The organism is Pseudomonas sp. Z4-7 (assembly GCF_051131965.1).
GTDB lineage: Bacteria > Pseudomonadota > Gammaproteobacteria > Pseudomonadales > Pseudomonadaceae > Aquipseudomonas.
Map to the genome: position 1 here is coordinate 4,340,865 of NZ_CP071642.1, position 23,985 is coordinate 4,364,849.

General features: G+C 61.7%; 25 protein-coding genes. All 25 read right to left on the minus strand.

All coding sequences use genetic code 11. The features are described from left to right. Window positions 1–53 precede the first annotated feature (53 nt). Window positions 54–938: a chemotaxis protein CheW gene (locus J3P91_RS19460; RefSeq protein ID WP_434572663.1), complete on the minus strand. Its 885-nt coding sequence runs from the start codon at window positions 936–938 to the stop codon at window positions 54–56. 96 nt (window positions 939–1,034) lie between these two features. Further along, window positions 1,035–1,826, minus strand: a complete 792-nt coding sequence (locus J3P91_RS19465) for a ParA family protein (RefSeq protein WP_434572661.1) — start codon at window positions 1,824–1,826, stop codon at window positions 1,035–1,037. A 49-nt stretch (window positions 1,827–1,875) separates the two neighbouring features. After that, on the minus strand, window positions 1,876–2,760 hold the full coding sequence (gene motD / locus J3P91_RS19470; protein ID WP_434572659.1) for a flagellar motor protein MotD: 885 nt from the start codon (window positions 2,758–2,760) through the stop codon (window positions 1,876–1,878). A 15-nt stretch (window positions 2,761–2,775) separates the two neighbouring features. Then, window positions 2,776–3,516 (minus strand): flagellar motor protein, encoded by a 741-nt coding sequence (locus tag J3P91_RS19475; RefSeq protein ID WP_305499634.1) that lies wholly within the window; start codon window positions 3,514–3,516, stop codon window positions 2,776–2,778. Continuing rightward, window positions 3,516–4,652 (minus strand): protein-glutamate methylesterase/protein-glutamine glutaminase, encoded by a 1,137-nt coding sequence (locus J3P91_RS19480; RefSeq protein WP_434572655.1) that lies wholly within the window; start codon window positions 4,650–4,652, stop codon window positions 3,516–3,518. The genes J3P91_RS19475 and J3P91_RS19480 overlap by 1 nt, the downstream gene beginning before the upstream one ends. Window positions 4,653–4,700: 48 nt before the next feature. After that, on the minus strand, window positions 4,701–6,959 hold the full coding sequence (locus tag J3P91_RS19485) for a chemotaxis protein CheA (RefSeq protein ID WP_434601460.1): 2,259 nt from the start codon (window positions 6,957–6,959) through the stop codon (window positions 4,701–4,703). A 30-nt stretch (window positions 6,960–6,989) separates the two neighbouring features. Beyond that, window positions 6,990–7,775, minus strand: a complete 786-nt coding sequence (locus J3P91_RS19490) for a protein phosphatase CheZ (RefSeq protein WP_305499630.1) — start codon at window positions 7,773–7,775, stop codon at window positions 6,990–6,992. 18 nt (window positions 7,776–7,793) lie between these two features. Further along, window positions 7,794–8,165, minus strand: a complete 372-nt coding sequence (locus J3P91_RS19495) for a chemotaxis response regulator CheY (RefSeq protein WP_003183998.1) — start codon at window positions 8,163–8,165, stop codon at window positions 7,794–7,796. Between the two features lie 167 nt (window positions 8,166–8,332). Beyond that, window positions 8,333–9,076, minus strand: coding sequence for an RNA polymerase sigma factor FliA (fliA, locus tag J3P91_RS19500; protein ID WP_014337177.1), 744 nt, complete (start codon window positions 9,074–9,076; stop codon window positions 8,333–8,335). Beyond that, entirely contained in the window at window positions 9,073–9,903 is an 831-nt protein-coding gene (fleN, locus tag J3P91_RS19505) for a flagellar synthesis regulator FleN (RefSeq protein WP_003184001.1), read from the minus strand. Before fleN ends, fliA begins: the two co-directional genes overlap by 4 nt. Window positions 9,904–10,019: 116 nt before the next feature. Beyond that, the gene (flhF, locus tag J3P91_RS19510; protein ID WP_434572648.1) at window positions 10,020–11,369 is read right to left on the minus strand and encodes a flagellar biosynthesis protein FlhF; all 1,350 of its coding nucleotides are present in this window, start codon (window positions 11,367–11,369) and stop codon (window positions 10,020–10,022) included. Between the two features lie 11 nt (window positions 11,370–11,380). Continuing rightward, window positions 11,381–13,510, minus strand: a complete 2,130-nt coding sequence (gene flhA, locus J3P91_RS19515; protein WP_434572646.1) for a flagellar biosynthesis protein FlhA — start codon at window positions 13,508–13,510, stop codon at window positions 11,381–11,383. A 417-nt stretch (window positions 13,511–13,927) separates the two neighbouring features. Continuing rightward, entirely contained in the window at window positions 13,928–15,064 is a 1,137-nt protein-coding gene (flhB, locus tag J3P91_RS19520; RefSeq protein WP_305499626.1) for a flagellar biosynthesis protein FlhB, read from the minus strand. 3 nt (window positions 15,065–15,067) lie between these two features. After that, window positions 15,068–15,844: a flagellar biosynthetic protein FliR gene (fliR, locus tag J3P91_RS19525; RefSeq protein WP_370871115.1), complete on the minus strand. Its 777-nt coding sequence runs from the start codon at window positions 15,842–15,844 to the stop codon at window positions 15,068–15,070. Window positions 15,845–15,854: 10 nt separating this feature from the next. Further along, a complete protein-coding gene (gene fliQ / locus J3P91_RS19530) occupies window positions 15,855–16,124 on the minus strand; it encodes a flagellar biosynthesis protein FliQ (protein WP_003184009.1) in 270 nt (89 codons plus the stop codon). Window positions 16,125–16,147: 23 nt separating this feature from the next. Beyond that, window positions 16,148–16,897, minus strand: coding sequence for a flagellar type III secretion system pore protein FliP (fliP, locus tag J3P91_RS19535; RefSeq protein ID WP_434572641.1), 750 nt, complete (start codon window positions 16,895–16,897; stop codon window positions 16,148–16,150). Beyond that, window positions 16,897–17,334: a flagellar biosynthetic protein FliO gene (fliO, locus tag J3P91_RS19540; protein ID WP_305499621.1), complete on the minus strand. Its 438-nt coding sequence runs from the start codon at window positions 17,332–17,334 to the stop codon at window positions 16,897–16,899. Before fliO ends, fliP begins: the two co-directional genes overlap by 1 nt. Next, window positions 17,335–17,793 (minus strand): flagellar motor switch protein FliN, encoded by a 459-nt coding sequence (gene fliN / locus J3P91_RS19545; RefSeq protein ID WP_305499620.1) that lies wholly within the window; start codon window positions 17,791–17,793, stop codon window positions 17,335–17,337. It abuts the gene before it with no gap. Between the two features lie 71 nt (window positions 17,794–17,864). Beyond that, on the minus strand, window positions 17,865–18,833 hold the full coding sequence (fliM, locus tag J3P91_RS19550) for a flagellar motor switch protein FliM (protein WP_053120288.1): 969 nt from the start codon (window positions 18,831–18,833) through the stop codon (window positions 17,865–17,867). A gap of 9 nt (window positions 18,834–18,842) precedes the next feature. Beyond that, window positions 18,843–19,346: a flagellar basal body-associated protein FliL gene (fliL, locus tag J3P91_RS19555; protein WP_434601461.1), complete on the minus strand. Its 504-nt coding sequence runs from the start codon at window positions 19,344–19,346 to the stop codon at window positions 18,843–18,845. Between the two features lie 232 nt (window positions 19,347–19,578). Beyond that, window positions 19,579–20,949 carry a flagellar hook-length control protein FliK gene (locus tag J3P91_RS19560; protein ID WP_434601462.1) on the minus strand — a complete coding sequence of 457 codons (1,371 nt, stop codon included), beginning with the start codon at window positions 20,947–20,949 and terminating at the stop codon, window positions 19,579–19,581. 87 nt (window positions 20,950–21,036) lie between these two features. Continuing rightward, window positions 21,037–21,381, minus strand: a complete 345-nt coding sequence (locus J3P91_RS19565) for an Hpt domain-containing protein (RefSeq protein ID WP_434572634.1) — start codon at window positions 21,379–21,381, stop codon at window positions 21,037–21,039. A 31-nt stretch (window positions 21,382–21,412) separates the two neighbouring features. Continuing rightward, window positions 21,413–23,119 carry an ATP-binding SpoIIE family protein phosphatase gene (locus J3P91_RS19570; RefSeq protein ID WP_434601463.1) on the minus strand — a complete coding sequence of 569 codons (1,707 nt, stop codon included), beginning with the start codon at window positions 23,117–23,119 and terminating at the stop codon, window positions 21,413–21,415. A 5-nt stretch (window positions 23,120–23,124) separates the two neighbouring features. After that, the gene (locus J3P91_RS19575) at window positions 23,125–23,430 is read right to left on the minus strand and encodes an STAS domain-containing protein (protein ID WP_434601464.1); all 306 of its coding nucleotides are present in this window, start codon (window positions 23,428–23,430) and stop codon (window positions 23,125–23,127) included. A 102-nt stretch (window positions 23,431–23,532) separates the two neighbouring features. Next, the gene (gene fliJ, locus J3P91_RS19580) at window positions 23,533–23,982 is read right to left on the minus strand and encodes a flagellar export protein FliJ (protein WP_198797723.1); all 450 of its coding nucleotides are present in this window, start codon (window positions 23,980–23,982) and stop codon (window positions 23,533–23,535) included. Window positions 23,983–23,985 lie beyond the last annotated feature (3 nt).

The window sequence follows — 23,985 nt, forward strand, 5'->3', positions numbered from 1 at the left end:
CCGCCTGTGGCGGTGTGTGTTCTGTCCGGCGGCGCCCTGCGCCCCCGGTTGTCTTATTTCGGTTTCTGGACCGGCTTGCTGCCGCCCAGGTGTTTTGCCCCGCCGCTGGCGATCAGCTCCGCCAGTTCGGAAACGTCCAGCAAGGCGCACATGTGTTCGATCACCGTACCGGCCAGCCATGGCCGTTGTCCTCGATGGCTGCGCCATTTGATTTCGTTCGGGTCCAGGCGCAGCGAACGGCTGACCTGATGCACCGCCAATCCCCACTCGTAGCCTTGCACTGAAATCACGTATTGCAGGCCCTGGCGAAAATCATCGCGATAACGGTCCGGCATGACCCAGCGCGCGGTGTCCAGCACCTTCAGGTTGCCGGCCTGGCTCGGCAGGATCCCGAGGAACCATTCCGGCTGGCCGAACAACGGCGTCAATTCCTGCCCCGCCAGGGAATAAATCGATCCCAGGCACACCAGCGGCACCGCCAGGGTCAACCCGGCCACATCGAACAACAGACACTCGAACGGCTCGGCGGCCCAGGCCGGACGGTCGTCGCCCTGCACCGGCGGCGGTGTGTTGCTCGGCGGCGGCAAGTGGATTTCCACTACCGGCGTCACCAGGCCCTGCAACAACGGTGCAACGGTCGAGACCGGCGCCAGGATCGGCGCGGGCGCTTCCATCACGGCCACCTTCGGCTTGACGAGCGGCGCCTCGACCGCTGCGGCAGTCATGGAAATCCGTGCATCACGGGCCTGCTCTTCGAGCACGGCCGCCTGGAACTCGTCCAGTACAGCTTCAGCTTCGGCTTCGACGACGGGCTCGGGCAACGCCTCGGCCGCGCTCGGCGGCGCTGGCAATTCTTCGGTCGCTTCCTGCAAGAGCCCGTCCAGGTAGGACTGCAAGGCCAGTTGCGGACGCGAGGTTGTCTTGATCGGGCGGTTCATGAGAACTGTGCGCCACTTGAAAAGGTTATCGGCATGGATACGTCAGGACTTGAGCGCCCGCAAGCAAGCACAACGGCTGTGGAAAATTTCGTCACTTCAAGCCACCTGCTGCGGAACGAGCTGCTGGGCCAGCAGATGCTTGAGAAGCGCGCGATAGGCCAGGACGCCACGGCTCTTGCCATCGAATTGCGAAGGGGTCACTCCGGCGCGGCTGGCATCGCGCAGACGCGTATCGACCGGGATATAACCTTGCCAGATGTCGTCCGGGTACATATCGCGCAGCACGCGCAGGGTACCGAGGGACGCCTGGGTGCGACGGTCGAACAGGGTCGGCACGATGTTGAACGCCAGGGATTGCTTGCGCGAGCGGTTGACCATCGCCAGGGTGTTGACCATGCGCTCCAGGCCTTTGACAGCCAGGTGCTCGGTCTGCACCGGAATCACCAGTTGCTGGCTCGCGGCCAGGGCGTTGACCATCAGTAGCCCGAGCAATGGCGGGCTGTCGATGATTGCGTAATCGAAATCCTGCCACAGCTGCGCCAGACTCTTGGCGATCACCAAGCCCAGACCGCCCTGCCCGGGCGACTGGCGCTCCAGGGTGGCCAGGGCCGTGCTCGATGGCAGCAGGGAAATCCGCTCGTCACTGGTAGACAGCAACAACTGGCCCGGCAAGCCCTCGGGCACGCTGCCCTTGTGCAGGAACAAGTCGTAGTTGCTGTGCTCCAGGCTATCGGGATCGTAGCCGAAATAGCTGGTCATCGAGCCGTGGGGGTCCAGATCGACGATGACCACGCGCTTGCCCGCCTCGGCCAGCAAACCGGCTAAAGCGATGGAGGATGTGGTTTTGCCCACACCACCTTTTTGATTGGCGACTGCCCAGACTCTCATTCGGATCGTTCCTCCCGGTCGAAACGGGTTCGACCGAGAAATAGCTCGGTTATAAAGCCGGTGACGGAGAATTGACGGCGTTCTGTCTTTCCGGCGACTTGACCGGGGTCGGTGCAGTTTGTGTGCCAGCCCGCTTCAATGCCGCATCGGGTTTTGCATTGGCGGTGCCGGTACCGGTCAGGCTGCGCCGGACATCAAGGTTGCGCGAGACCACCAGCACTACCCGCCGGTTGCGCGCGCGCCCTTCGGCGGTGGCGTTGTTGGCCACCGGCTGGAATTCGCCATACCCCACCGAGGCCAGGCGCCCGGGATTGACGCCCTGCATGGCAAGCATGCGCACAATGCTCGCCGAACGGGCCGACGACAGCTCCCAGTTGGTCGGGTACTGCGCGGTGCGGATCGGCTGGTCATCAGTGAAACCTTCGACGTGGATCGGGTTGTCGAACGGTTTCAGGATCGCCGCGACCTTATCGATGATATTGAACGCCATGTCGCTGGGCATCGCGTCGCCGCTACCGAACAGCAGGCTGGAATTGAGCTCGATCTCGACCCACAACTCATTGCCGCGCACGGTCATCTGGTTGGAGCTGATCAGGTCGCCGAACGCCGCGCTGATGTCGTCGGCAATGCTTTTCAACGGATCGCTGCCACCGGCAATGCCAGCATCAACCTGCTCGCTGTCCTTGACCAACGGCTTCGCCGGGGTCGTCGTCTTCGGCCGTTCGTCGCCGATGGGAATCGGCTTGAGAGCACGGTCCGAGTCAGTGAAAACGCCAATCAACGCTTCGGAAATGACCTTGTATTTGCCCTCATTGACCGAGGAGATCGAATACATGACCACAAAAAAGGCAAACAGCAACGTGATGAAGTCGGCGTAGGAAACCAGCCAGCGTTCATGGTTGACGTGTTCTTCACGATGTCTGCGACGCGCCATCTTCCATATCCTCCATCAGTCCATGAAGCCCTGGAGCTTCAACTCGATGGAGCGCGGGTTTTCACCTTCGGCGATCGACAAGATGCCTTCCAGCAGCATTTCGCGGTAGCGCGACTGGCGCAACGCGATGGACTTGAGCTTGGCCGCGATCGGCAGCAGCACCAGGTTGGCGCTCGCCACGCCATAGATGGTAGCGACGAAGGCCACGGCGATGCCGCTGCCCAGCTGCGACGGGTCGGCCAGGTTGCCCATCACATGGATCAGGCCCATCACCGCACCGATGATGCCGATGGTCGGCGCATAGCCGCCCATGCTTTCGAAGACTTTCGCCGCTTCGATGTCGCGACTTTCCTGGGTGTAGAAATCCACCTCCAGGATGCTGCGGATCGCTTCCGGCTCGGCGCCGTCGACCAACAATTGCAGGCCCTTGCGCGAGTAGCTGTCGGGTTCGGCGTCGGCCACCCCTTCCAGCCCCAGCAAGCCTTCCTTGCGGGCGGTCAGGCTCCAGTTCACCACGCGGTCGATGCCGCCGGCCAGGTCGACCCGCGGCGGGAACAGAATCCACACCAATACCTGCATGGCGCGCTTGAAGGCGCTCATCGGCGACTGCAACAGCGCAGCGCCTACGGTGCCACCGATCACGATCAACGCGGCCGGGCCATTGGCCAACGCGCCGAGGTGACCGCCTTCCAGGTAATTGCCACCAATGATGGCGACGAACGCCATGATGATGCCGATCAGGCTGAGCACGTCCATTACAGGCACGCCTCGACCAGATGTTTACCTATGTCGTCCAGGCTGTAGACCGCGTCGGCCAGGTCGGCCTTGACGATTGCCATGGGCATGCCATAGATCACGCAACTGGCCTCGTCCTGGGCCCAGATCGCGCTGCCGCCCTGCTTGAGCAGGCGCGCGCCCTCGCGACCGTCAGCGCCCATGCCGGTGAGGACCACCGCCAGAACTTTGTCGCCGTAGGACTTCGCCGCGGAACCGAAGGTAATGTCCACGCAAGGCTTGTAGTTGAGACGCTCGTCACCTGGCAGGATTTTCACCGCGCCACGGCCGTCGATCATCATCTGCTTGCCACCCGGCGCCAACAGCGCCAGCCCCGGCCGCAGGATGTCGCCGTCCTCGGCTTCCTTGACGCTGATGCGGCAGAGTTTGTCCAGGCGCTCGGCAAACGCCTTGGTGAACGCCGCAGGCATGTGCTGGATCAGCACGATGGGCGCCGGGAAATTCGCCGGCAGTTGGGTCAGGACCCGCTGCAGCGCCACCGGGCCGCCGGTGGACGTACCGATGGCAACAAGTTTGTAGGCCTTGCGCTTGGGTGCCGGCGACGCTGCGCTGGCCGGTGCCGAACGCGCCGGCGCCGGTGCCGGAGCACTGCGTACCGGGGCCGGATTGAAGCTGCTCGACGAGGAAGAAGACGCGGGCGCGGACGTCGGCGCAACAACCGGCGCGGGCGCCGGTGCGCTGTAGGCACTGACCCGGCGATTGCTGCGGGAAATGCTGTGGACTTTCTCGCACAGCAACTGGCGGACCTTGTCCGGGTTGCGCGAGATGTCTTCGAAATTCTTCGGCAGGAAGTCGACCGCCCCGGCGTCCAGCGCATCGAGGGTGACACGGGCGCCTTCATGGGTCAGGGACGAGAACATCAACACCGGGGTCGGGCAGCGCTGCATGATATGCCGCACCGCCGTGATGCCATCCATCATCGGCATCTCGTAGTCCATGGTGATCACGTCCGGCTTGAGCGCCAGCGCCTGATCGATAGCCTCTTTGCCGTTGGTCGCCGTACCGACGACCTGAATGCTGGTGTCCGCCGAAAGAATTTCCGAGACGCGGCGGCGGAAGAACCCCGAATCGTCCACCACCAGGACTTTAACTACCATAAACACTCCGTTAGACGAGGCGCGGCGCCAGGCCGCACCCCTCCAGAATCAAATACGCCGGGCGGCGTAGCGCTTGAGCATGCTAGGCACATCGAGAATCAACGCGATGCGGCCGTCGCCGGTGATGGTGGCGCCGGACATGCCCGGGGTGCCTTGGAGCATCTTGCCCAACGGCTTGATGACCACTTCTTCCTGGCCCACCAGTTGGTCGACGACGAAGCCGATCCGCTGGGTGCCCACCGAAAGGATCACCACGTGGCCCTCGCCCTGCTCGACATGAGCGGCGGAGCTGACCAGCCAGCGCTTGAGGTAGAACAGCGGCAGCGCCTTGTCCCGCACGATGACCACTTCCTGGCCGTCGACCACGTTGGTGCGCGACAGGTCGAGGTGGAAGATCTCGTTGACGTTGACCAGCGGGAAGGCGAAGGCCTGGTTGCCCAGCATCACCATCAGGGTCGGCATGATCGCCAGGGTCAACGGGACCTTGATGACGATTTTCGAGCCCTGGCCCTTGGTCGAGTAGATGTTGATCGAGCCGTTGAGCTGGGAAATCTTGGTTTTCACCACGTCCATGCCCACGCCACGACCCGACACGTCGGATATCTCGGTCTTGGTCGAGAAGCCCGGAGCGAAAATCAGGTTGTAGCACTCGGTGTCGCTCAGGCGATCGGCCGCGTCCTTGTCCATTACGCCGCGTTTCACCGCGATCGCCCGGAGCACGTTCGGGTCCATGCCCTTGCCGTCGTCGGAGATCGACAGCAGGATGTGGTCGCCCTCCTGCTCGGCGGCCAGGATCACCTTGCCGCTGCGGACCTTGCCCGAGGCCTCGCGCTCTTCCGGCGACTCGATGCCGTGGTCGACCGCGTTGCGCACCAAGTGGACCAGCGGGTCGGCCAGGGCCTCGACAAGGTTCTTGTCGAGGTCGGTCTCTTCACCCACCAGTTCCAGGTTGATCTCTTTCTTGAGCTGGCGAGCCAGGTCACGAACCAAGCGCGGGAAGCGCCCGAAGACTTTCTTGATCGGCTGCATCCGGGTCTTCATGACCGCGGTCTGCAGGTCAGCCGTGACCACGTCGAGGTTCGACACGGCCTTGGACATCGCTTCGTCCTGGCTGTTGAGGCCCAGGCGCACCAGGCGGTTACGCACCAGCACCAGTTCGCCGACCATGTTCATGATTTCGTCCAGGCGCGCGGTGTCGACCCGAACGGTGGTCTCGGCTTCGCTCGCCGGTTTCTCCGCAGGGGGCGCAGACGGCGCACGGGCTGGTGCCGGCGCTGCGGCGGCGGCAGGCTTGGGTGTCTCGGCCTTCGGGTCCGGTGCCTTGGCAGCGGGCTTGGGCACGGCCTTGGCGGCCGGCGCAGCAGTGGCGGCGGCAGGCGCGGCGGTGGCCGTCCCGACTTCGCTGAACTTGCCCTTGCCGTGCAATTCGTCGAGCAGTGATTCGAACTCGTGGTCGCTGATCAGGTCGCCACCGGCGGCGGCCGCGGTTGGCTTGGCCGGGGCTGGCGCAGCAGCGATGGCCGAATCCAGCGCATCGACGGCAAAGGTGCCCTTGCCGTGCAACTGGTCGAGCAACGCTTCGAATTCGTCGTCGGTGATGTCGGAGTTATCCCCCGCAGCCTTTGGCGCGGCCGGGGCCGCCGGGGCGGCAACGGCATCAGGAGCGAACTGGCCTTTGCCGTGGAGCTGGTCGAGCAACGACTCGAACTCGGCGTCGGTGATTTCATCACTGCCGGCGGCAGCGGCGGCTGGCGCCGCAGCGGTTGCGGCGGGTGCGGCCGGAGCCTCGGCCTGGGCCTTGACGGCACTCAGCGAGTCCAGCAGCGACTCAAATTCGTGGTCGGTAATGTCACCCGATTCCTCGGCAACCGGCTCTTCAGCAACAGGCTCGGCGACCGGCGCGGCTTCGTCAGCCGACTGCGGCTCCGCCAGGCGCGCCAATGCAGCAAGCAGCTCAGGCGTGGCGGGGGTGATCGGCGAACGCTCGCGCACTTCGCTGAACATGCTGTTGACCGCATCCAGCGCTTCGAGCACGACGTCCATCAATTCCGAGTCAACGCGACGCTCACCCTTGCGCAGGATGTCGAACACGTTTTCGGCAATGTGGCAGCACTCCACCAGCTCATTGAGCTGGAGGAAGCCGGCGCCTCCTTTTACAGTGTGGAAACCGCGAAAAATTGCATTGAGCAGATCCGCATCATCTGGTCGGCTTTCCAGCTCGACCAGCTGTTCGGACAGTTGCTCTAGAATCTCGCCGGCCTCAACCAGGAAATCCTGAAGGATCTCTTCATCGGCGCCGAAGCTCATTAATGGCTGCTCCTAAAATAGGGCTAAAACTCAAAATCCAAGGCTGGACAACAAATCGTCCACATCGTCCTGACCGGACACAACGTCTTCTCTTTTATCGGCATGAATCTGCGGACCTTCACCCTGAGAGAGATGTTTTTGTGGATCTTTTTCAGCAAGTATCGCCGCACGGTCGTGTTCGATGCCGGCAAAGCGATCAACCTGGCTGGCCATGAGCACCAGTTTGAGCAAATTGCTTTCCACTTCGGTAACCAACTGGGTCACGCGCTTGATCACCTGGCCTGTCAGGTCCTGGTAGTCCTGGGCCAGCAGGATGTCATTGAGATTGCTCGCCACGGCGCGGTTTTCGCTGCTGCTGCGCGTCAGGAAACCGTCGACCCGACGGGCCAACTCGCGAAACTCCTCGGCACCGACTTCGCGACGCATGAAGCGCCCCCAATCGGTACTCAACGCCTGGGCTTCCTCGCTCAGGCCGTTGACCAGCGGAGTAGCGCTTTCCACCAGGTCCATGGTGCGGTTGGCCGCGGCTTCGGTCAGCTTGACCACATACCCCAGGCGCTCGGTGGCGTCGGTGATCTGCGAGACTTCCTCGGCCTGTGGCATGTTCGGATCGATCTGGAAATTGACGATCGCGCTGTGCAGTTCACGGGTGAGCTTGCCGACTTCCTGGTACAGCCCGCGGTCACGGGTCTGGTTGAGCTCATGAATCATTTGAACCGCGTCACCGAAGCGGCCCTTTTCAAGGCTGTCGACCAGTTCGCGGGCATGTTTTTTCAGGGTCGATTCGAAATCGCCCATTGAAGATTCGTTGTCCATAGCTCCCCCGTGGCGCCGTTAACCGATGCGTTCGAAGATTTTTTCGATCTTCTCTTTCAACGCCTGGGCCGTGAAGGGTTTGACCACATAGCCGTTTACACCGGCCTGGGCCGCTTCGATGATCTGCTCGCGCTTGGCTTCGGCGGTGACCATCAGCACCGGCAGGTGCTTGAGTTTTTCATCGGCGCGCACGTGGCGCAGCAAGTCGATACCGGTCATGCCGGGCATGTTCCAGTCAGTCACCAGAAAGTCGATGCTCCCGCTGTTGAGGACTGGAATGGCAGTGGTGCCATCGTCAGCCTCGACCGTGTTGGTGAACCCGAGGTCACGCAACAGGTTTTTTATGATCCGCCGCATCGTTGAGAAGTCATCAACGATGAGGATTTTCATGTTCTTGTCCAATTCGACCTCCAAGCAGTCTTAAACGCGCCCAGCACCTGGACGCGCCATTTCAATCAATCCGGCACAACACTCGACAACGGTATGGAGTCCCACGGATGGAGACTGGCCCGGCACATGCCATGCCAGCCCCGCTCGCAGCGTCCCCACACTGCCTGTCAGCGCGCTCGCCACTCCCCCAAACGCCCCCGCAAGCGGGCCGCGCACTGGCTGTGTAACTGGCTGACCCGCGATTCGCTGACCCCCAGGACCTCACCGATTTCCTTGAGGTTCAGCTCTTCGTCGTAGTACAGCGCCAAGACCAGTCGCTCACGCTCCGGCAAATTGGCAATCGCATCCGCCAGCGCGCTCTGGAAACGTTCGTCTTCCAGGTCACGCGACGGCTCCATGTGAGCACTCGCATTGTCCTCGTGCAGCCCTTCGTGCTCGCCGTCCTGCAAAAGGTCGTCGAAACTGAACAGGCGGCTGCCCAAGGTATCGTTCAAAATCCCGTAATAATCATCGAGACTCAACTGGAGTTCGGCCGCAACTTCGTGATCTTTAGCGTCACGCCCGGTTTTAGCTTCAATCGCGCGGATTGCGTCACTGACCATACGGGTATTGCGGTGCACCGAACGCGGCGCCCAGTCGCCCTTGCGGACTTCATCGAGCATCGCTCCGCGAATCCGGATACCGGCATACGTTTCGAAACTGGCGCCCTTGCTCGCGTCGTATTTGTTCGACACTTCGAGCAGGCCGATCATGCCCGCCTGGATCAAGTCTTCGACCTGGACGCTGGCCGGCAAGCGTGCCAGCAAGTGATAGGCGATGCGCTTGACCAACGGCGCATAACGCTCGATCAGTTCGTACTGGGCGTCCCGTGCCGATTTTTTGTAGAGATGGTTGTAACCGCTGGCTGTCATAACACGGGCCCTGCCGTTTGTTGCACGAGACGCTCGACGAAAAATTCCAGATGCCCGCGAGGGTTGGCCGGCAGCGGCCAGGTATCGACCTTCTGGGCGATAGCCTTGAACGCCAGCGCGCATTTGGAACGTGGAAAAGCTTCATAGACGGCACGTTGCTTCTGGACAGCCTTGCGTACGCTTTCGTCGTAAGGCACTGCGCCGACATATTGTAGGGCGACGTCCAGGAAGCGATCCGTGACCTTCGTCAACTTGGCGAACAGGTTGCGTCCTTCCTGCGGGCTCTGGGCCATGTTGGCCAGGACGCGGAATCGGTTCATGCCATAGTCGCGGTTAAGCAGTTTGATCAGGGCGTAGGCATCGGTGATGGAGGTCGGTTCGTCGCAAACCACCAGCAGGACTTCCTGGGCGGCGCGGACAAAACTGACCACCGAGTCACCGATACCGGCGGCCGTGTCGATCACCAGCACATCGAGGTTGTCGCCGATGTCGCTGAAAGCCTGGATCAGGCCGGCGTGCTGCGCCGGCGTCAGGTGAACCATGCTTTGGGTACCGGAGGCGGCCGGCACGATGCGAATCCCGCCAGGCCCCTGGAGGAGCACGTCGCGCAGTTCGCAGCGGCCTTCGATCACGTCCGCCAGCGTGCGCTTGGGGGTCAGCCCCAGCAGCACGTCGACGTTCGCCAGGCCCAGGTCGGCGTCCAGCAGCATGACCCGTCGGCCAAGCTCTGCCAGAGCCAGGGACAAGTTCACTGACACGTTAGTCTTCCCGACGCCACCTTTGCCGCCGGTCACCGCGATCACCTGTACGGGATGCATGCTGCCCATGTTCGTTCTTTACCTTGTCTTACTTAGACGGAGGCCACATTACTGGCTGCGCGTTCGCATACGGAACAATGCATGGCAGACCATCGATGTAGGTACAAAAAATATTCATGATTACCTCAGCCGACCTGCTTGGTCGGGCTGTGGTAGATGTCAGCGAACATGTCAGCCATGGCTTCGTCGCTGGGTTCTTCCTGCATTTGCACACTCACGGCACGACTGACCAGTTGATGACGGCGCGGCAGATGCAAATCATCCGGGATCCGCGGCCCGTCGGTCAGGTAGGCCACCGGTAGTTCATGACCGATCGCCAGGCTCAACACCTCGCCCAGGCTTGCCGTTTCGTCCAGCTTGGTCAGGATGCAGCCGGCCAGCCCGCAGCGTTTGTAGCTGTGGTATGCGGCGGTTAGAACCTGTTTCTGGCTGGTGGTTGCCAACACGAGATAATTTTTTGACTTGATGCCACGCCCGGCCAGGCTTTCCAACTGCATGCGCAGGGCCGGATCGCTGGCTTGCAGGCCGGCGGTGTCGATCAGCACGACGCGCTTGCGCAGCAGTGGTTCCAGCGCCTGGGCCAGCGATTGGCCCGGATCCACATGGGTCACCGACACATTGAGGATCCGGCCCAGGGTCTTGAGTTGCTCCTGGGCGCCGATGCGGAAACTGTCCATGCTCACCAGGGCGATGCTCTGGGCGCCGTACTTGAGTACATAACGGGCGGCGAGCTTGGCCAGGGTGGTGGTCTTGCCCATGCCGGCCGGGCCGACCATGGCAATCACCCCGCCCTCTTCCAGCGGCTCGACTTCCGGCGTGGCGATCATCCGCGCCAGGTGCGCCAACAGCATGCGCCAGGCCTGGCGAGGCTCTTCGATATCGTTGATCAGTGCCAGCAGGTCGCGGGACAACGGGCCGGACAAGCCGATGCGTTGCAGGCGACGCCACAGGTTGGCCTGGGCCGGACGGCTGCCTTGCAGCTGGTTCCAGGCCAACGAGCCAAGCTGGACTTCCATCAGCTCACGCAGGCTGTTGAGTTCAAAGCGCATCGAGTCCAGGGCACGTGGGTCGACACCCGCGGCTGGCGCGGCTGGCGCCGGTACCGGACGACGCGGCTCGGCCTGGGCTGGCTCGATCAGCGGTTCGGCAGCGGTCAGCGGCAGGCCGGCCGTCAATGGCTGGCCGGCGAACAATTGACGATTGGTCCCCGCGCTGCCTTCGCCTTCGCTGCTGCGCAGGCTCAGTTCGGCCTGGGCGCTGGCGATGCGCGACTGGGTCTTGCGCAGCTCATCCTCAAGCTCCATGTTCGGAACCCGTGGGGCCAGCGCCGACAATTTGTAATCCAGGGCAGCCGTCAGCTCGACACCGCCGGCGATCCGGCGATTACCGATGATGGCTGCTTCAGCGCCCAGCTCGTCACGTACCAGCTTCATGGCCTGACGCATATCGGCGGCAAAAAAACGCTTCACTTGCATAAACCACTACCTCAGCCGTTGGGCCCTACTGTCGCAACGATGGTCACTTGCTTGTTGTCCGGTATTTCCTGGTACGCCAGCACATGCAGCCCCGGGACCGCGAGGCGACCGAATCGCGAGAGCATCGCGCGAATCGGACCGGCCACCAGCAGGATCACCGGTTGGCCTTGCATCTCTTGCCGCTGGGCTGCTTCGATCAACGAACGCTGCAGCTTCTCGGCCATGCTTGGCTCCAGCAGAACACCCTCTTCCGAGCCTTGTCCTGCCTTCTGCAGACTATTGAGCAATATCTGTTCCAACCTTGGCTCCAGAGTGATCACAGGCAGCTCAGACTCAGTGCCTACAATGCTTTGGACGATTGCGCGGGATACGCCGACTCGCACCGCAGCGACCAACGCGGCGGTATCTTGACTCTTCGAAGCGTTGTTGGCGATGGCTTCGGCGATACTGCGAATGTCGCGCACCGGGACCTGTTCGGCCAACAGCGCCTGCAACACCTTGAGCAACTGCGACAGCGACACCACGCCCGGCACCAGCTCCTCGGCCAGTTTTGGCGAGCCTTTGGCCAGTACTTGCAGCAATTGCTGGACTTCCTCGTGGCCGATCAGCTCGCTGGAGTGCTTGTACAAAATCTGGTTCAAGTGGGTCGCCACCACGGTGCTGGCGTCTACCACGGTATAACCGAGCGATTGCGCCTGGGCCCGCTGGCTGATTTCGATCCACACCGCTTCCAGGCCGAAAGCCGGATCCTTGGCGGTAATACCGTTGAGCGAACCGTAGACCTGTCCTGGGTTGATCGCCAGCTCGCGGTCAGGATAGATCTCGGCTTCGGCCAGGATCACGCCCATGAGCGTCAGGCGATAGGCGCTTGGGGCCAGATCGAGGTTGTCGCGGATATGCACGGTGGGCATCAGGAAGCCCAGGTCCTGGGACAGCTTCTTGCGCACGCCCTTGATCCGGGCCAGCAATTGACCACCCTGGTTGCGGTCGACCAGTGGGATGAGGCGGTAGCCGACTTCCAGGCCGATCATGTCGATCGGCGTCACATCGTCCCAACCCAACTCCTTGGTTTCCATGGCCCGCGCCGGCGATGGCAGCAGTTCCTGCTGACGCTTGACCTCTTCCAGCGCCTGGACCTTTTGCCCGTTCTGCTTTTTCCAGAACAGGTAGGCGCCACCAGCAGCCAGGGCAGCCATGCTCAGGAACGACACGTGGGGCATGCCCGGCACGATACCCATCACCGCCATCAGGCCGGCCGCCACGGCCAGGGCCTTGGGCGAAGCGAACATCTGGCGATTGATCTGCTTGCCCATGTCTTCGGAGCCCGAAGCACGGGTCACCATGATCGCGGCAGCTGTGGATAACAACAGTGATGGCAATTGCGCCACCAAACCGTCACCGATGGTCAGCAAGGCGTAGACCCTGCCAGCATCACCGAACGTCATACCGTGCTGGAAGATACCGACGGCCATCCCGCCGATGAGGTTGATGAACAGAATCAGCAGGCCGGCGATGGCGTCGCCACGCACGAACTTGCTCGCACCGTCCATGGAACCGTAGAACTCGGCCTCCTGAGCCACGTCAAGACGACGAGCCTTGGCCTGGTTCTGATCGATCAGGCCGGCGTTGAGGTCGGCGTCGATCGCCATCTGCTTGCCGGGCATCGCATCGAGGGTGAAACGCGCGCTCACCTCGGAAATCCGCCCGGCACCCTTGGTCACCACGACGAAGTTGATGATCATCAGGATGGCGAAAACCACGATACCGACCACGTAGTTACCGCCGATCACCACTTCACCGAAGGCCTGGATCACCTTACCGGCGGCAGCGTGGCCGTCCTGGCCGTGGAGCATGACCACGCGAGTGGACGCCACGTTCAGCGCCAGGCGCATCAGCGTCGCCACCAGCAGGATGGTTGGAAACACCGCGAAATCCAGCGGCCGCAGAGCGTATACGCAAACCAGCAGTACCACGATGGACAGCGCAATGTTGAACGTGAAGAACACGTCGAGCAGGAACGGCGGTATCGGCAGCATCATCATGGCAAGCATGACCAGCAGCAACAGCGGCACACCCAGATTCCCCCGGCTGAGGTCGGCTACGTTGCTGCGTGCGGTGCTGAATAACTGAGAGCGATCCACCAATATTCCCCGTTCCTGTGAAGCAAACTTTTGACGCCCGGAGGGGGCGCAGACGGGGTATTGCAAGAAGCTTTCCAACTTTTGCAAAAGCTTGGAATAGAAAGGCCGAAGCGACTTCAACCCTGTGGGAGCGAGCCCGCTCGCGAAAGCGGTTTGTCAGTCGGCGCCTGTATCGACTGGATCGGCGCATTCGCGAGCAGGCTCGCTCCCACAGGGTAATACGGTTCACTTGAGAAGAAAGGGTACCCGTGGCGAGGGAGCTTGCTCCCGCTCGGCTGCGAAGCAGTCGCAAACCGGCGGGTGCGGCGTGTCTGATGCCCCGCATCTGGCGGGTTTTGGGGCCGCTTCGCGGCCCAGCGGGAGCAAGCTCCCTCGCCACGGGTTTGTCGATGCCCTAAGGGAATAGCATCGGCTGAATTAGGAATCGCGCCGCAAATCCGGCGGGATCGGCAGGTCCTTGAGCGGTTCGGGACGCTTGCCCTTGCCGGCGCGGTGCTGGCGGATCTGGTAGACGTAGGCCAGCACCTGGGCCACAGCCAGGTACAGACCTCCGGGAATTTCCTGATCGAGTTCGGTGGAGTAGTAGATCGAGCGCGCCAGCGCCGGCGATTCGAGCAGCATCACTTCGTTGGCAACGGCGATTTCGCGGATCTTCAACGCCAGGAAATCACTGCCCTTGGCCAGCAGCACCGGCGCATTGCCTTTTTCAGGATCGTATTTGAGCGCCACCGCATAGTGGGTCGGGTTGGTAATGACCACGTCGGCGTCGGGAATCGCCGCCATCATGCGCCGCTGGGAGACCTCGCGCTGCAATTGGCGAATCCGCTGCTTGACCTCCGGCTTGCCCTCCGCGTCCTTGTGCTCGTCGCGCACTTCCTGCTTGGTCATCATCAGCTTCTGCTTGCTCTGATAGAGCTGGATTGGCACATCGATGGCGGCGATCAGGATCAAACCGCAAGACATCCACAACGTGCTCCATCCCACCAGCTGCACGCTATGAATGATGGCCTGTTCCAGCGGTTGATGGGCGATGCGCAGCAGATCGTCGATGTCGCCCTCCAGCACCACCAACGCGACGGACAGGACCAGCAGGAACTTGCCAAAAGCCTTGAGCAGCTCCACCAGCGCCGTGGTGGAAAACATGCGCTTGATGCCGGCGGCCGGGTTCATCCGGCTGAACTTGGGTGCCAGGCTGCCGGCGGCGAAGAGCCATCCGCCCAGCGAAATCGGGCCGATGAATGCCGCCAACAATAAAAAGATCAGCACGGGCTGAATCGCCAGAAGCGCGATCTTGCCCGAATGCAGCAAGTACTGCGTCATGGCGCCAGGGCTCAGCAACACTTCCCGGGGCAAGGAAAAATTCAGGCGCATGATCTCCAGCAGTTCCAGCGCCAGATCGCCGCCATAGATCAGCAAGCCGCCAGCGCCGGCAAGCATGATCGCCAGGGTGTTGAGCTCCTTGGAGCGGGCGATCTCGCCTTTCTCGCGGGACTCCCTGGTGCGTTTCTCCGTGGGGTCTTCTGTCTTGTCCTGACCGCTTTCGCTCTCAGCCATGGTTCAGCGCGCCTGTGCCATGTCGCGTAGCAGCTGCAAGGCCTGGGTGGCCAACGGCTGATACTGGTTGAGAATATCCCCCAGGCTGACCCAGAAGATCACCATGCCCAGCACCAGCGTGAGGGGGAAGCCGATGGAAAAAATGTTCAGCTGCGGCGCCGCGCGGGTCATCACGCCAAAAGCGATGTTGACCACCAGCAGCGCGGTGATGGCTGGCAATACCAGCAGCATCGCCGCCCCCAGGACCCAGCCGAGCTTGCCGGCGATGTCCCAGAAATGATTGACCAGCATCGCACTGCCCACCGGCATTGTGGTGAAGCTCTCGGTGAGCACTTCAAACACTACCAGATGCCCGTTCATGGCGAGGAACAGCAATGTCACCAGCATCGTCAGGAACTGCCCGATAACCGCGGTGTTGACGCCGTTGGTGGGGTCGATCATGGAGGCGAACGCCATGCCCATCTGGATCGAAATAATTTGCCCGGCCACCACAAACGCCTGGAAGAACAGCTGCAGTGAAAACCCCAGCAGGACACCAATGAGGATCTGCTCGGCCACCAGCATCAGCGCACTGAGGTCAAGGGCATTGACCGGCGGCATCGGCGGCAGTCCGGGCGCGATGACAACGGTGATTGCCACGGCCAGGTACAGGCGCACACGGCCTGGCACCAGGGTCGTGCCGAAGACCGGCATGCTCATCAGCACGGCGGTGACGCGAAACAGCGGCAGGATAAACGACGCCACCCAGCTGCTGATCTGGGTGTCCGTCAGTTCGAGCATCGACATCGGGTCAGCCGATCAACTGGGGAATACTGCCGTACAGCTGCAGGATGTATTCCATGAAGGTTTGCACCAGCCACGGACCGGCGACGATCAGCGTCACCAGCATCACCAACAGGCGCGGCAGGAAGCTCAGGGTCTGTTCGTTGATCTGCGTGGCGGCCTGGAACATCGCCACCAGCAAGCCCACCAGCAGGCTCGGAATCACCAGGATGGCAACCATCATGGTGGTCAGCCAGAGTGCTTCGCGGAACAGGTCTACCGCTACTTCAGGCGTCATATCGTGCTACCCGCGCAAGTGGTCTAAACACCGCCGAAACTGCCCGCCAGCGTACCGATGATCAAGGCCCAGCCATCCACCAGCACGAACAGCATGATCTTGAACGGCAATGAAATGATCAGCGGCGACAGCATCATCATACCCATCGCCATGAGGATACTGGCGACCACCAGGTCGATGATCAGGAACGGGATGAAGATCATGAAACCGATCTGGAAAGCCGTTTTCAGCTCGGACGTCACGAACGCTGGCACCAGGATGGTCAATGGGGCCTGGTCGGGGCTGGCGATGTCGGTGCGCTTGGACAGGCGCATGAACAGCTCCAGGTCGCTGCTGCGAGTCTGGGCGAGCATGAAATCCTTTATCGGCACCTGGGCCCTGGCCACCGCGTCCTGGGCGCTGAGGGTTTCGGCCAGGTAGGGTTGCAGCGCATCACGGTTCACCCGGTCGAAGACTGGCGCCATGATGAACATGGTCAGGAACAACGCCATGCCCGTGAGGATCTGGTTCGACGGCGTCTGCTGCAAACCCAGGGCCTGGCGCAGGATCGAAAAGACAATGATGATCCGGGTGAAACTGGTCATCAGCATGACGAACGCCGGGATGAAACTCAGCGCGGTCATGATCAGCAGGATCTGCAGGCTGACCGAATACTCCTGAGCCCCTTCGGCGTTGGTGCCCAACGTGATCGCCGGAATCGACAACGGGTCGGCGGCAAACGCCAACGGTGCAGCCAGCAACAGGGCCAGCGCCAACAGAATGCGCAACGGCATTACTTTTTATCCTTCTGATCTTTACCCAGCAGTTCCATGAGCCGCTGGGCAAATTCGGGGGTGGCCTGCTCGGTGGCGGGCACCTGGACCGGCTCCTTGAGAACGTGCAAAGCGGTGATCGTGCCCGGGCTCAGGCCGAGCAGGATCTGCTCGTTGCCAACTTGCACCAGCACCAGCCGATCCCGCGGACCGAGCGCGCGGGAACTGATGATGTCGATGACCTGGCCTTTGCCGGCAGGCCCCGCCTGTTGCACGCGCCGCAGCATCCACGCGAGGAAAAAAATCAACCCGAGCACCACGAGCAGGCCCAGCACCAACTGCGCCAATTGCCCGGCCATGCTGCCGCCACTTGCCGGCGCAACCGCCGCCGTGGCCGCGGGCTCGGCCGCCAGCACGCTGAACGGCAGCATCAAGGCTGCGGCGAGAAAGCCTTTCATTCAGCGCAGCTTCTTGATGCGTTCGCTCGGGCTGATCACGTCCGTCAGGCGAATGCCGAACTTCTCGTTGACCACCACCACTTCGCCATGGGCGATCAGGGTACCGTTGACCAGTACGTCCAGCGGTTCACCGGCCAGGCGATCCAGCTCGATCACCGAGCCCTGGTTGAGCTGCAACAGGTTGCGGATGTTGATGTCGGTGCTGCCCACTTCCATGGAAATCGACACCGGGATGTCGAGAATCACATCCAGGTTCGGCCCGTCGAGGGTGACTTGCTCATTGCTTTTCGGCACGCTGCCAAACTCTTCCATCTGCATGCGATTGGAAGCGTGGTTGCCGGTATCGGCGGCCAGCAGCGCATCGATATCGGCCTGCCCGGCGTCGCCGGTTTCTTCCAGGGCCGCAGCCCATTCGTCGGCCAGCGCCTGGTCATCCTGGGTATTCATATCGTCAGCCATCATGTTTCCTCGGCGGGCAAGAATCGGTAAAAAACTAGAAATCCGTTACAAACTTAAGCGATTGACAGCACTCAGCGGCGTTCGATCGGCTCGATCACTTGCAACGCGAGGTTGCCTTTGTGAGAGCCCATCTTGACCTTGAAGGCCGGCACGCCATTGGCGCGCATGATCATGTCTTCCGGCATCTCGACGGGGATGATGTCCCCCGGCTGCATATGCAGGATGTCCCGCAGACGCAGCTGGCGCCGGGCAACCGTCGCGCCGATCGGCACGTCGACATCCAGCACGTCCTGGCGCAACGCATTGATCCAGCGCTCGTCCTGGTCGTCGAGGTCCGACTGGAAACCGGCGTCGAGCATTTCGCGCACCGGCTCGATCATCGAGTACGGCATGGTCACGTGCAGGTCGCCGCCGCCACCGTCGAGTTCGATGTGGAAAGTCGACACGACAATGGCTTCGCTCGGACCGACGATGTTGGCCATTGCCGGGTTAACTTCCGAGTTGATGTACTCGAAGTTGACTTCCATGATCGCCTGCCAGGCTTCCTTCAAATCGATGAAAGCCTGCTCCAGCACCATGCGCACGACGCGCAGCTCGGTCGGCGTGAATTCGCGGCCTTCGATCTTGGCGTGACGGCCGTCACCGCCAAAGAAGTTATCCACCAGCTTGAACACCAGCTTGGCGTCGAGGATGAACAGCGCAGTGCCGCGCAACGGCTTGATCTTCACCAGGTTGAGGCTGGTGGGTACGTACAGCGAGTGCACATATTCGCCGAATTTCATCACCTGCACGCCACCGACGGCCACGTCGGCCGAACGGCGCAGCATGTTGAACATGCTGATGCGGGTGTAACGGGCAAAACGCTCGTTGATCATTTCCAGGGTCGGCATGCGTCCGCGAACGATGCGATCCTGGCTGGTCAGGTCGTAGCTTTTGACGCTGCCCGGTTCAGCAGCGTTTTCGGTCTGCACCAGGCCGTCGTCGACACCATGCAACAGCGCGTCGATTTCGTCCTGGGACAACAAGTCCTGCACGGCCATGTCGTGTTCCTACTGCAATACGAAGTTAGTGAAGAGCAACTGTTCGATCACCACTTTGCCAAGCTCTTTCTGAGCCACTTCCTGAACGCTGGCCGTGGCTTTCTGACGCAGCATTTCCTGGCCGACCGGAGTGGCCAGGGTGTCGAAACTCTGTCCGGAGAACAGCATCACCAGGTTATTGCGAATCAGCGGCATGTGCACCCGCAGCGCTTCCAGGTCAGCCTGGTTGCGGCCCAGCAGGGTGATGCTCACCTGCATGTAGCGCTGGCGACCGTTCTGGGTGTAGTTGGCCACAAATGCGGGAGCCATCGGCTCGAAAATCGCCGGCTGCTTGCCCACTGGCGCGGTTTCCACCACTTCTGCCGGCTTGCTCTGAGCGCTGTGCATGAAATACCAAGTCGCCCCCACGGAAACACCCATCGCCAGGAGCAAACCCACCACGATCAAGATGATCAGCTTAAGTTTGCCTTTGGTTGCGGGGTCTTTTACAGCTGCTGCTTCACTCTTCGCCATGCCAATAATCCGTCGCTAATCGGGGGTTTCACTGTTGCACGGCTTGGCTGGAGCAAGTGTTATGCCAGAAGTGTGTCAGGGCTAAGGATGATGGTCGCTTGCGCTCTTCGGCACCGCATAAACCAATGTGGGAGCGAGCCTGCTCGCGATGGCGCCGGGTCAGCCCCGCAAGGGTGGGTGACAGTGCGCTTTCGCGAGCAAGCCCGCTCCCACAGGGAAATACCGCGTTGGATCAGGCGTAGTAGTCGACTGCGCTGGTGCCGATGACGCTGGTGGTGTTGGCCGCCACTTCGCCAACGCTGGCCGGCAACTCTTCGTCCACCGAATCCACTCGGCCGCCAGAGGAAGAGCTCGTGCGACCAGCCTGGGCCTGCTGCTGGGCTTGCTGTTCCTGACCCTGGGAGCCACGCGACTGATCCGACACGCTGACGTCGACCTGGCCCATGCCCTGCTGGGCAAAGCTGTCGCGCAGGCGATGCATCTGGCCTTCGAGGGCTTCACGGACGCCGGAATGGGCGCTCATGAAGGTGACCTGGGTCTGCTGGTCGGGGACCATGTTCACGCGAATATCCAGGCGCCCGAGCTCGGCCGGCTGCAGTTGGATATCAGCCGCCTTGAGATTGACGCTCGACAGGTACATCACCCGGTTGACCACTTCTTCGGTCCAGCCGCTCTGGTTCATGGCGATGGGCTGGTTGACCGGGACCGCGTTGGCGGTTTTTGGCGTAGCCGCCTGGGTCAATGCCGCCAGGCGGTTGGCGAAATCATCTACCCGCGTGTCGCTGGAGGCTGCGGTCAGATCCTTGAGGCCTTCGTTGAGCAAGCCACTGAACGCCTTCTCACCGCCCTGGCTGCCGGCACTGGTACTGTCCTGGTCGGCTTGTACATTGAGCATGCTCGCCATGCCGGCCGCGAACGTCTGGGCCGACGTCGGCTCGCCATCGACGGACGCTGGCGCCGTTGCCTTGGGCTGCGCCTGGCTGGAAGCGGACACATGGCCGCTCTGCTCCATCGCCAATCGCAACGCCGGCAAGGCGTCGAGCGGATCGGCCTGGGGGTCGAATTCCGGATCGGTCACCGGTGTCGGCGTGGCCGGCGTGGCCGAGGCCACCACGGGAGCCGCGACTGCCGCGACGACTGGCGCCTCGGTCGGGCTCACCACAGGCGCGGGCAGCGCCTCGGCAATGACTTCAGGCACGATTACCCCGGGCAGCAAGGCCGGGTCGAGTGTCGGATCGACTGGGGCGGCGTCGGCTACAGGCGTCTCGGCCGTATCGCTATCGTCCTGCGCGGGCTTGTCGTCGGCCGTGGCCGGCTTGTCGGCGGGCAAGGGTTTGCCGCTATCGGCAACCGCCGGCTCAGGAGCGGCAGCCGTGTCGCTGCCTGCATCCTTTTTGACGGTGTTGTCGGAGGCCTTGTCGCGCACCGGCTTAATCTCCGGCTCAAGGGCCGTCGAGGGTTTGACGGGGGCCTGCTTGGCGAAGACCTGGGCGAAACTGGAGGCTTTAGTCCCGGCGTCCGGGCCAGCCGCCAACGGATTGACGGCGGCCTGCGGCTTGGCCTGGGTAACGGCCTGAAGGAGTGTATTAGGCGTAACGGGCATGAAATGGTCTCCGCTGCACTGGGATCTTTGATGCAGTCGAGACAGGACAATGCAAGGGATGGGCCAACGCGCCGAACAACAACCTTTTTAACAGTGAAAGCCTTCGCGCTCTTCCTTGCAAAGCTTTCGAACGTAGGTAAATTCGCTGTTGATCTCGCTGACCAATTTTTCGATTCCACCCAGCGAGGGCTGCTTGGCGCGTTGTTCCAGCTCGCCGCACAGTTCAGCCAGGCGGATGGCGCCCATATTGCTGCTACTGCCCTTGAAACTGTGGGCGGTGGCGCTCAATTGCTCCGCGTCCCTGGCCTCAAGCAACACACGCAGGCGTGCCTCGGAATCGTTGAGGAACGTATCCAGCAATTCCGGATACCCTTCCTCCATGACTTCCTTCAACGTGCTGAGCACGTCCCGATCCAGATGAATCTCGCTCACTTGTTCGCTCCTTGATCAAGAATGACCCCGATTATGCCAGAGCCTCCCAGAAAAACTCCACGCGCGCACTACGACCATCGTCGGACCAACTGGCCTCGTGGCATAGCTGGCGCACCAGGCTTACACCGCGCCCGGACAACCGGTCACGATCCACAGGCCGGGCCAGCACACGGCTGACATCGAACCCCTGGCCGCTGTCCTCGACCTCAATGACCAGGCGCCCACCCTCCCCTTGGGGAGTCACGTGGAGATGCATGCGGATATGGCCGCTGTCCAGCTCATCCAGACGGATGCCGCGCTCCGTATAATAGCGGGCAAACCCCGCCGCATCACGCTTGAGACTCGAATCGAGCCCCAGTACGCCGTGTTCCAGCGCATTGGAATAAAGCTCTGTCAGGACACTGTACAAGGCGCCACTCTGACCCCTGAGCCCATGGACCTCAAGCAATAACTGCAACAGGTAAGGCATCGGGTTGAAACGCTTGAGCGTCTGCGCACGGAACTCGAAGCTCACCGACCAATCCAGCGGACTCGACTGGCCGCTATCGGAATAGACCGGTGGTGGCGGGCTGAGTTGCGTCGGCGCGACCAGCCGCACCTCGACCATGCTGAAGTCGTCGCGGGCCTCGCCGCGAAAATCACCGAGGGCCTGCTGGATATCTTCGAACAGTCGATCGGGCTCGCGGTTGGCCGCAAACACCTGCTGCAACCTTTCCACGCCAAACGGCTGATCATCGCGGTCGCTGGCTTCGATGACGCCGTCAGACAACAGGAATACGCGGTCACCCACCGACATCGGATGCACTTCAGTGCGATCATCAAACAGTTGCGGCGTGAGCACGCCCAACGGCAAGTGCCGCGCCGGCAACGGCGTACGCACGCCACTGAGGCTGTCATGCAGGTAACCATCGGGCATGCCGCCGTTCCAGACTTCGACGGTGCAGCGCTGGAAACTCAGGCACAGCAGCGTTGCGCAACAGAACATGTCCACTGGCAGGATGCGCTTGAGCTTGGCATTCATCTCCCGCAGGATCTGCGCCAGGCCGTAGCCTTTCGCGGTCATCCCGTAGAACACTTCAGCCAGTGGCATCGCCCCGACCGCCGCCGGCAAGCCGTGGCCGGTAAAATCCCCAAGAAGGATGTGCATGTCACCAGCCGGGTTGAAGGCGGCCAGCAGCAGATCGCCGTTGAACAAGGCATAGGGCGATTGCAGGTAACGGATATTCGGCGCGCTCAGGCAACCGGAGTGAGCGATCTTGTCGAACACCGCCTTGGCAACCCGCTGCTCGTTAAGCAGGTAGTCGTGGTGCCGGGCGATCTGGTCACGCTGCTCGACCACCGTGGCCTGCAACCGACGCAAGCGGTCCATGGCCTTGATCTTGGCGGCCAGGATCACCTGGTTATAGGGCTTGGCGAGGAAATCATCACCACCAGCCTCCAGGCAACGGGCCAACCCTTCGCTTTCGGTCAACGAGGTGAGGAAAATGATCGGAACCAGTTGGTCCCCGGCCAGTTGCTTGATCTGCTGCGCGGCCTCGAAGCCATCCATGACGGGCATCATCGCGTCCATCAGCACCAGGTGCGGACGCTGCTCCCGGTAGACTTCGACCGCCTCGGCGCCATCCGCTGCGGTGAGCACCTGATGGCCTTGACGGCGGACGATAGTCGACAACAGCAGCCGGTCGGCGGCGCTGTCTTCGGCAATCAGGATCGTCAGCGGCTCCGGCGACGATTGCATGGTAATCAACTGATATCGAACAACTTGTCGAAATTGGAAATCGCGAGGATTTTCTTGACGTCGCTGCTGCTGTTGACCACTCGGATATCCGACTCGTCGCCACCGGCATGATCGCGCAACAGCAGGAGCATGCCCAAGGCAGAGCTGTCGAGGTAGGTGGCCTTCTTCAAATCCACCACGATAGACTCGGGCTTACTAACGAGTCTCTCGTAGGATTCACGAAACTCCTGATGCCGCCCGAAATCGAAGCGACCTTCAATCGCAATCGTCAATTTTTTCCCATCTTCGGACACTTCAGTTACGACAGACATATTCACTTCCTTGTCGTGGACATATGTGTACAAGGTGTAGCATCAGGTAGAGGTCTGAGCAAGGAATCAAACCCTCCAACCGACAGAATTCCGCTTTCATGATCAATACGGATCATGGCGCGGCAGACGCTGAGACAGTTCATCGAGCAATTTCTGCTCGCGCTTGTCTTCCAGTTGCCGAGCCTCATCGATATAGCGCTGTACAAGTTTGCGTAGCCCTTCGACCCGGGCGAAGGCTTCCTGCCAGCTCTGGCGAGCCTTTTCCAGGTTGTTCTGGTGCCAGACGAGGCTTTGGCGCTGCTGATCGATCGCGGTGCCCAGCTGTGCGAGGAACCCCTGGTAGCCCAACAGCCATTGCCCGGAAACGCCATGGCTGCCGCGGGCGATCCACTGCTCCTGGTATTCGAGGCGAAAATTCTCCAGGTCGGCCAGCTTGCTTTCGGCAACGGCCACTTGCCCCTGGAAATAAGCCAGCCGCTGAACGGCAGTCTTTTCGGCTTTTTCCGCCATGTCCACCACCGGCGCCAGGCGCGCCGCACGACTCGTGGCCATGAC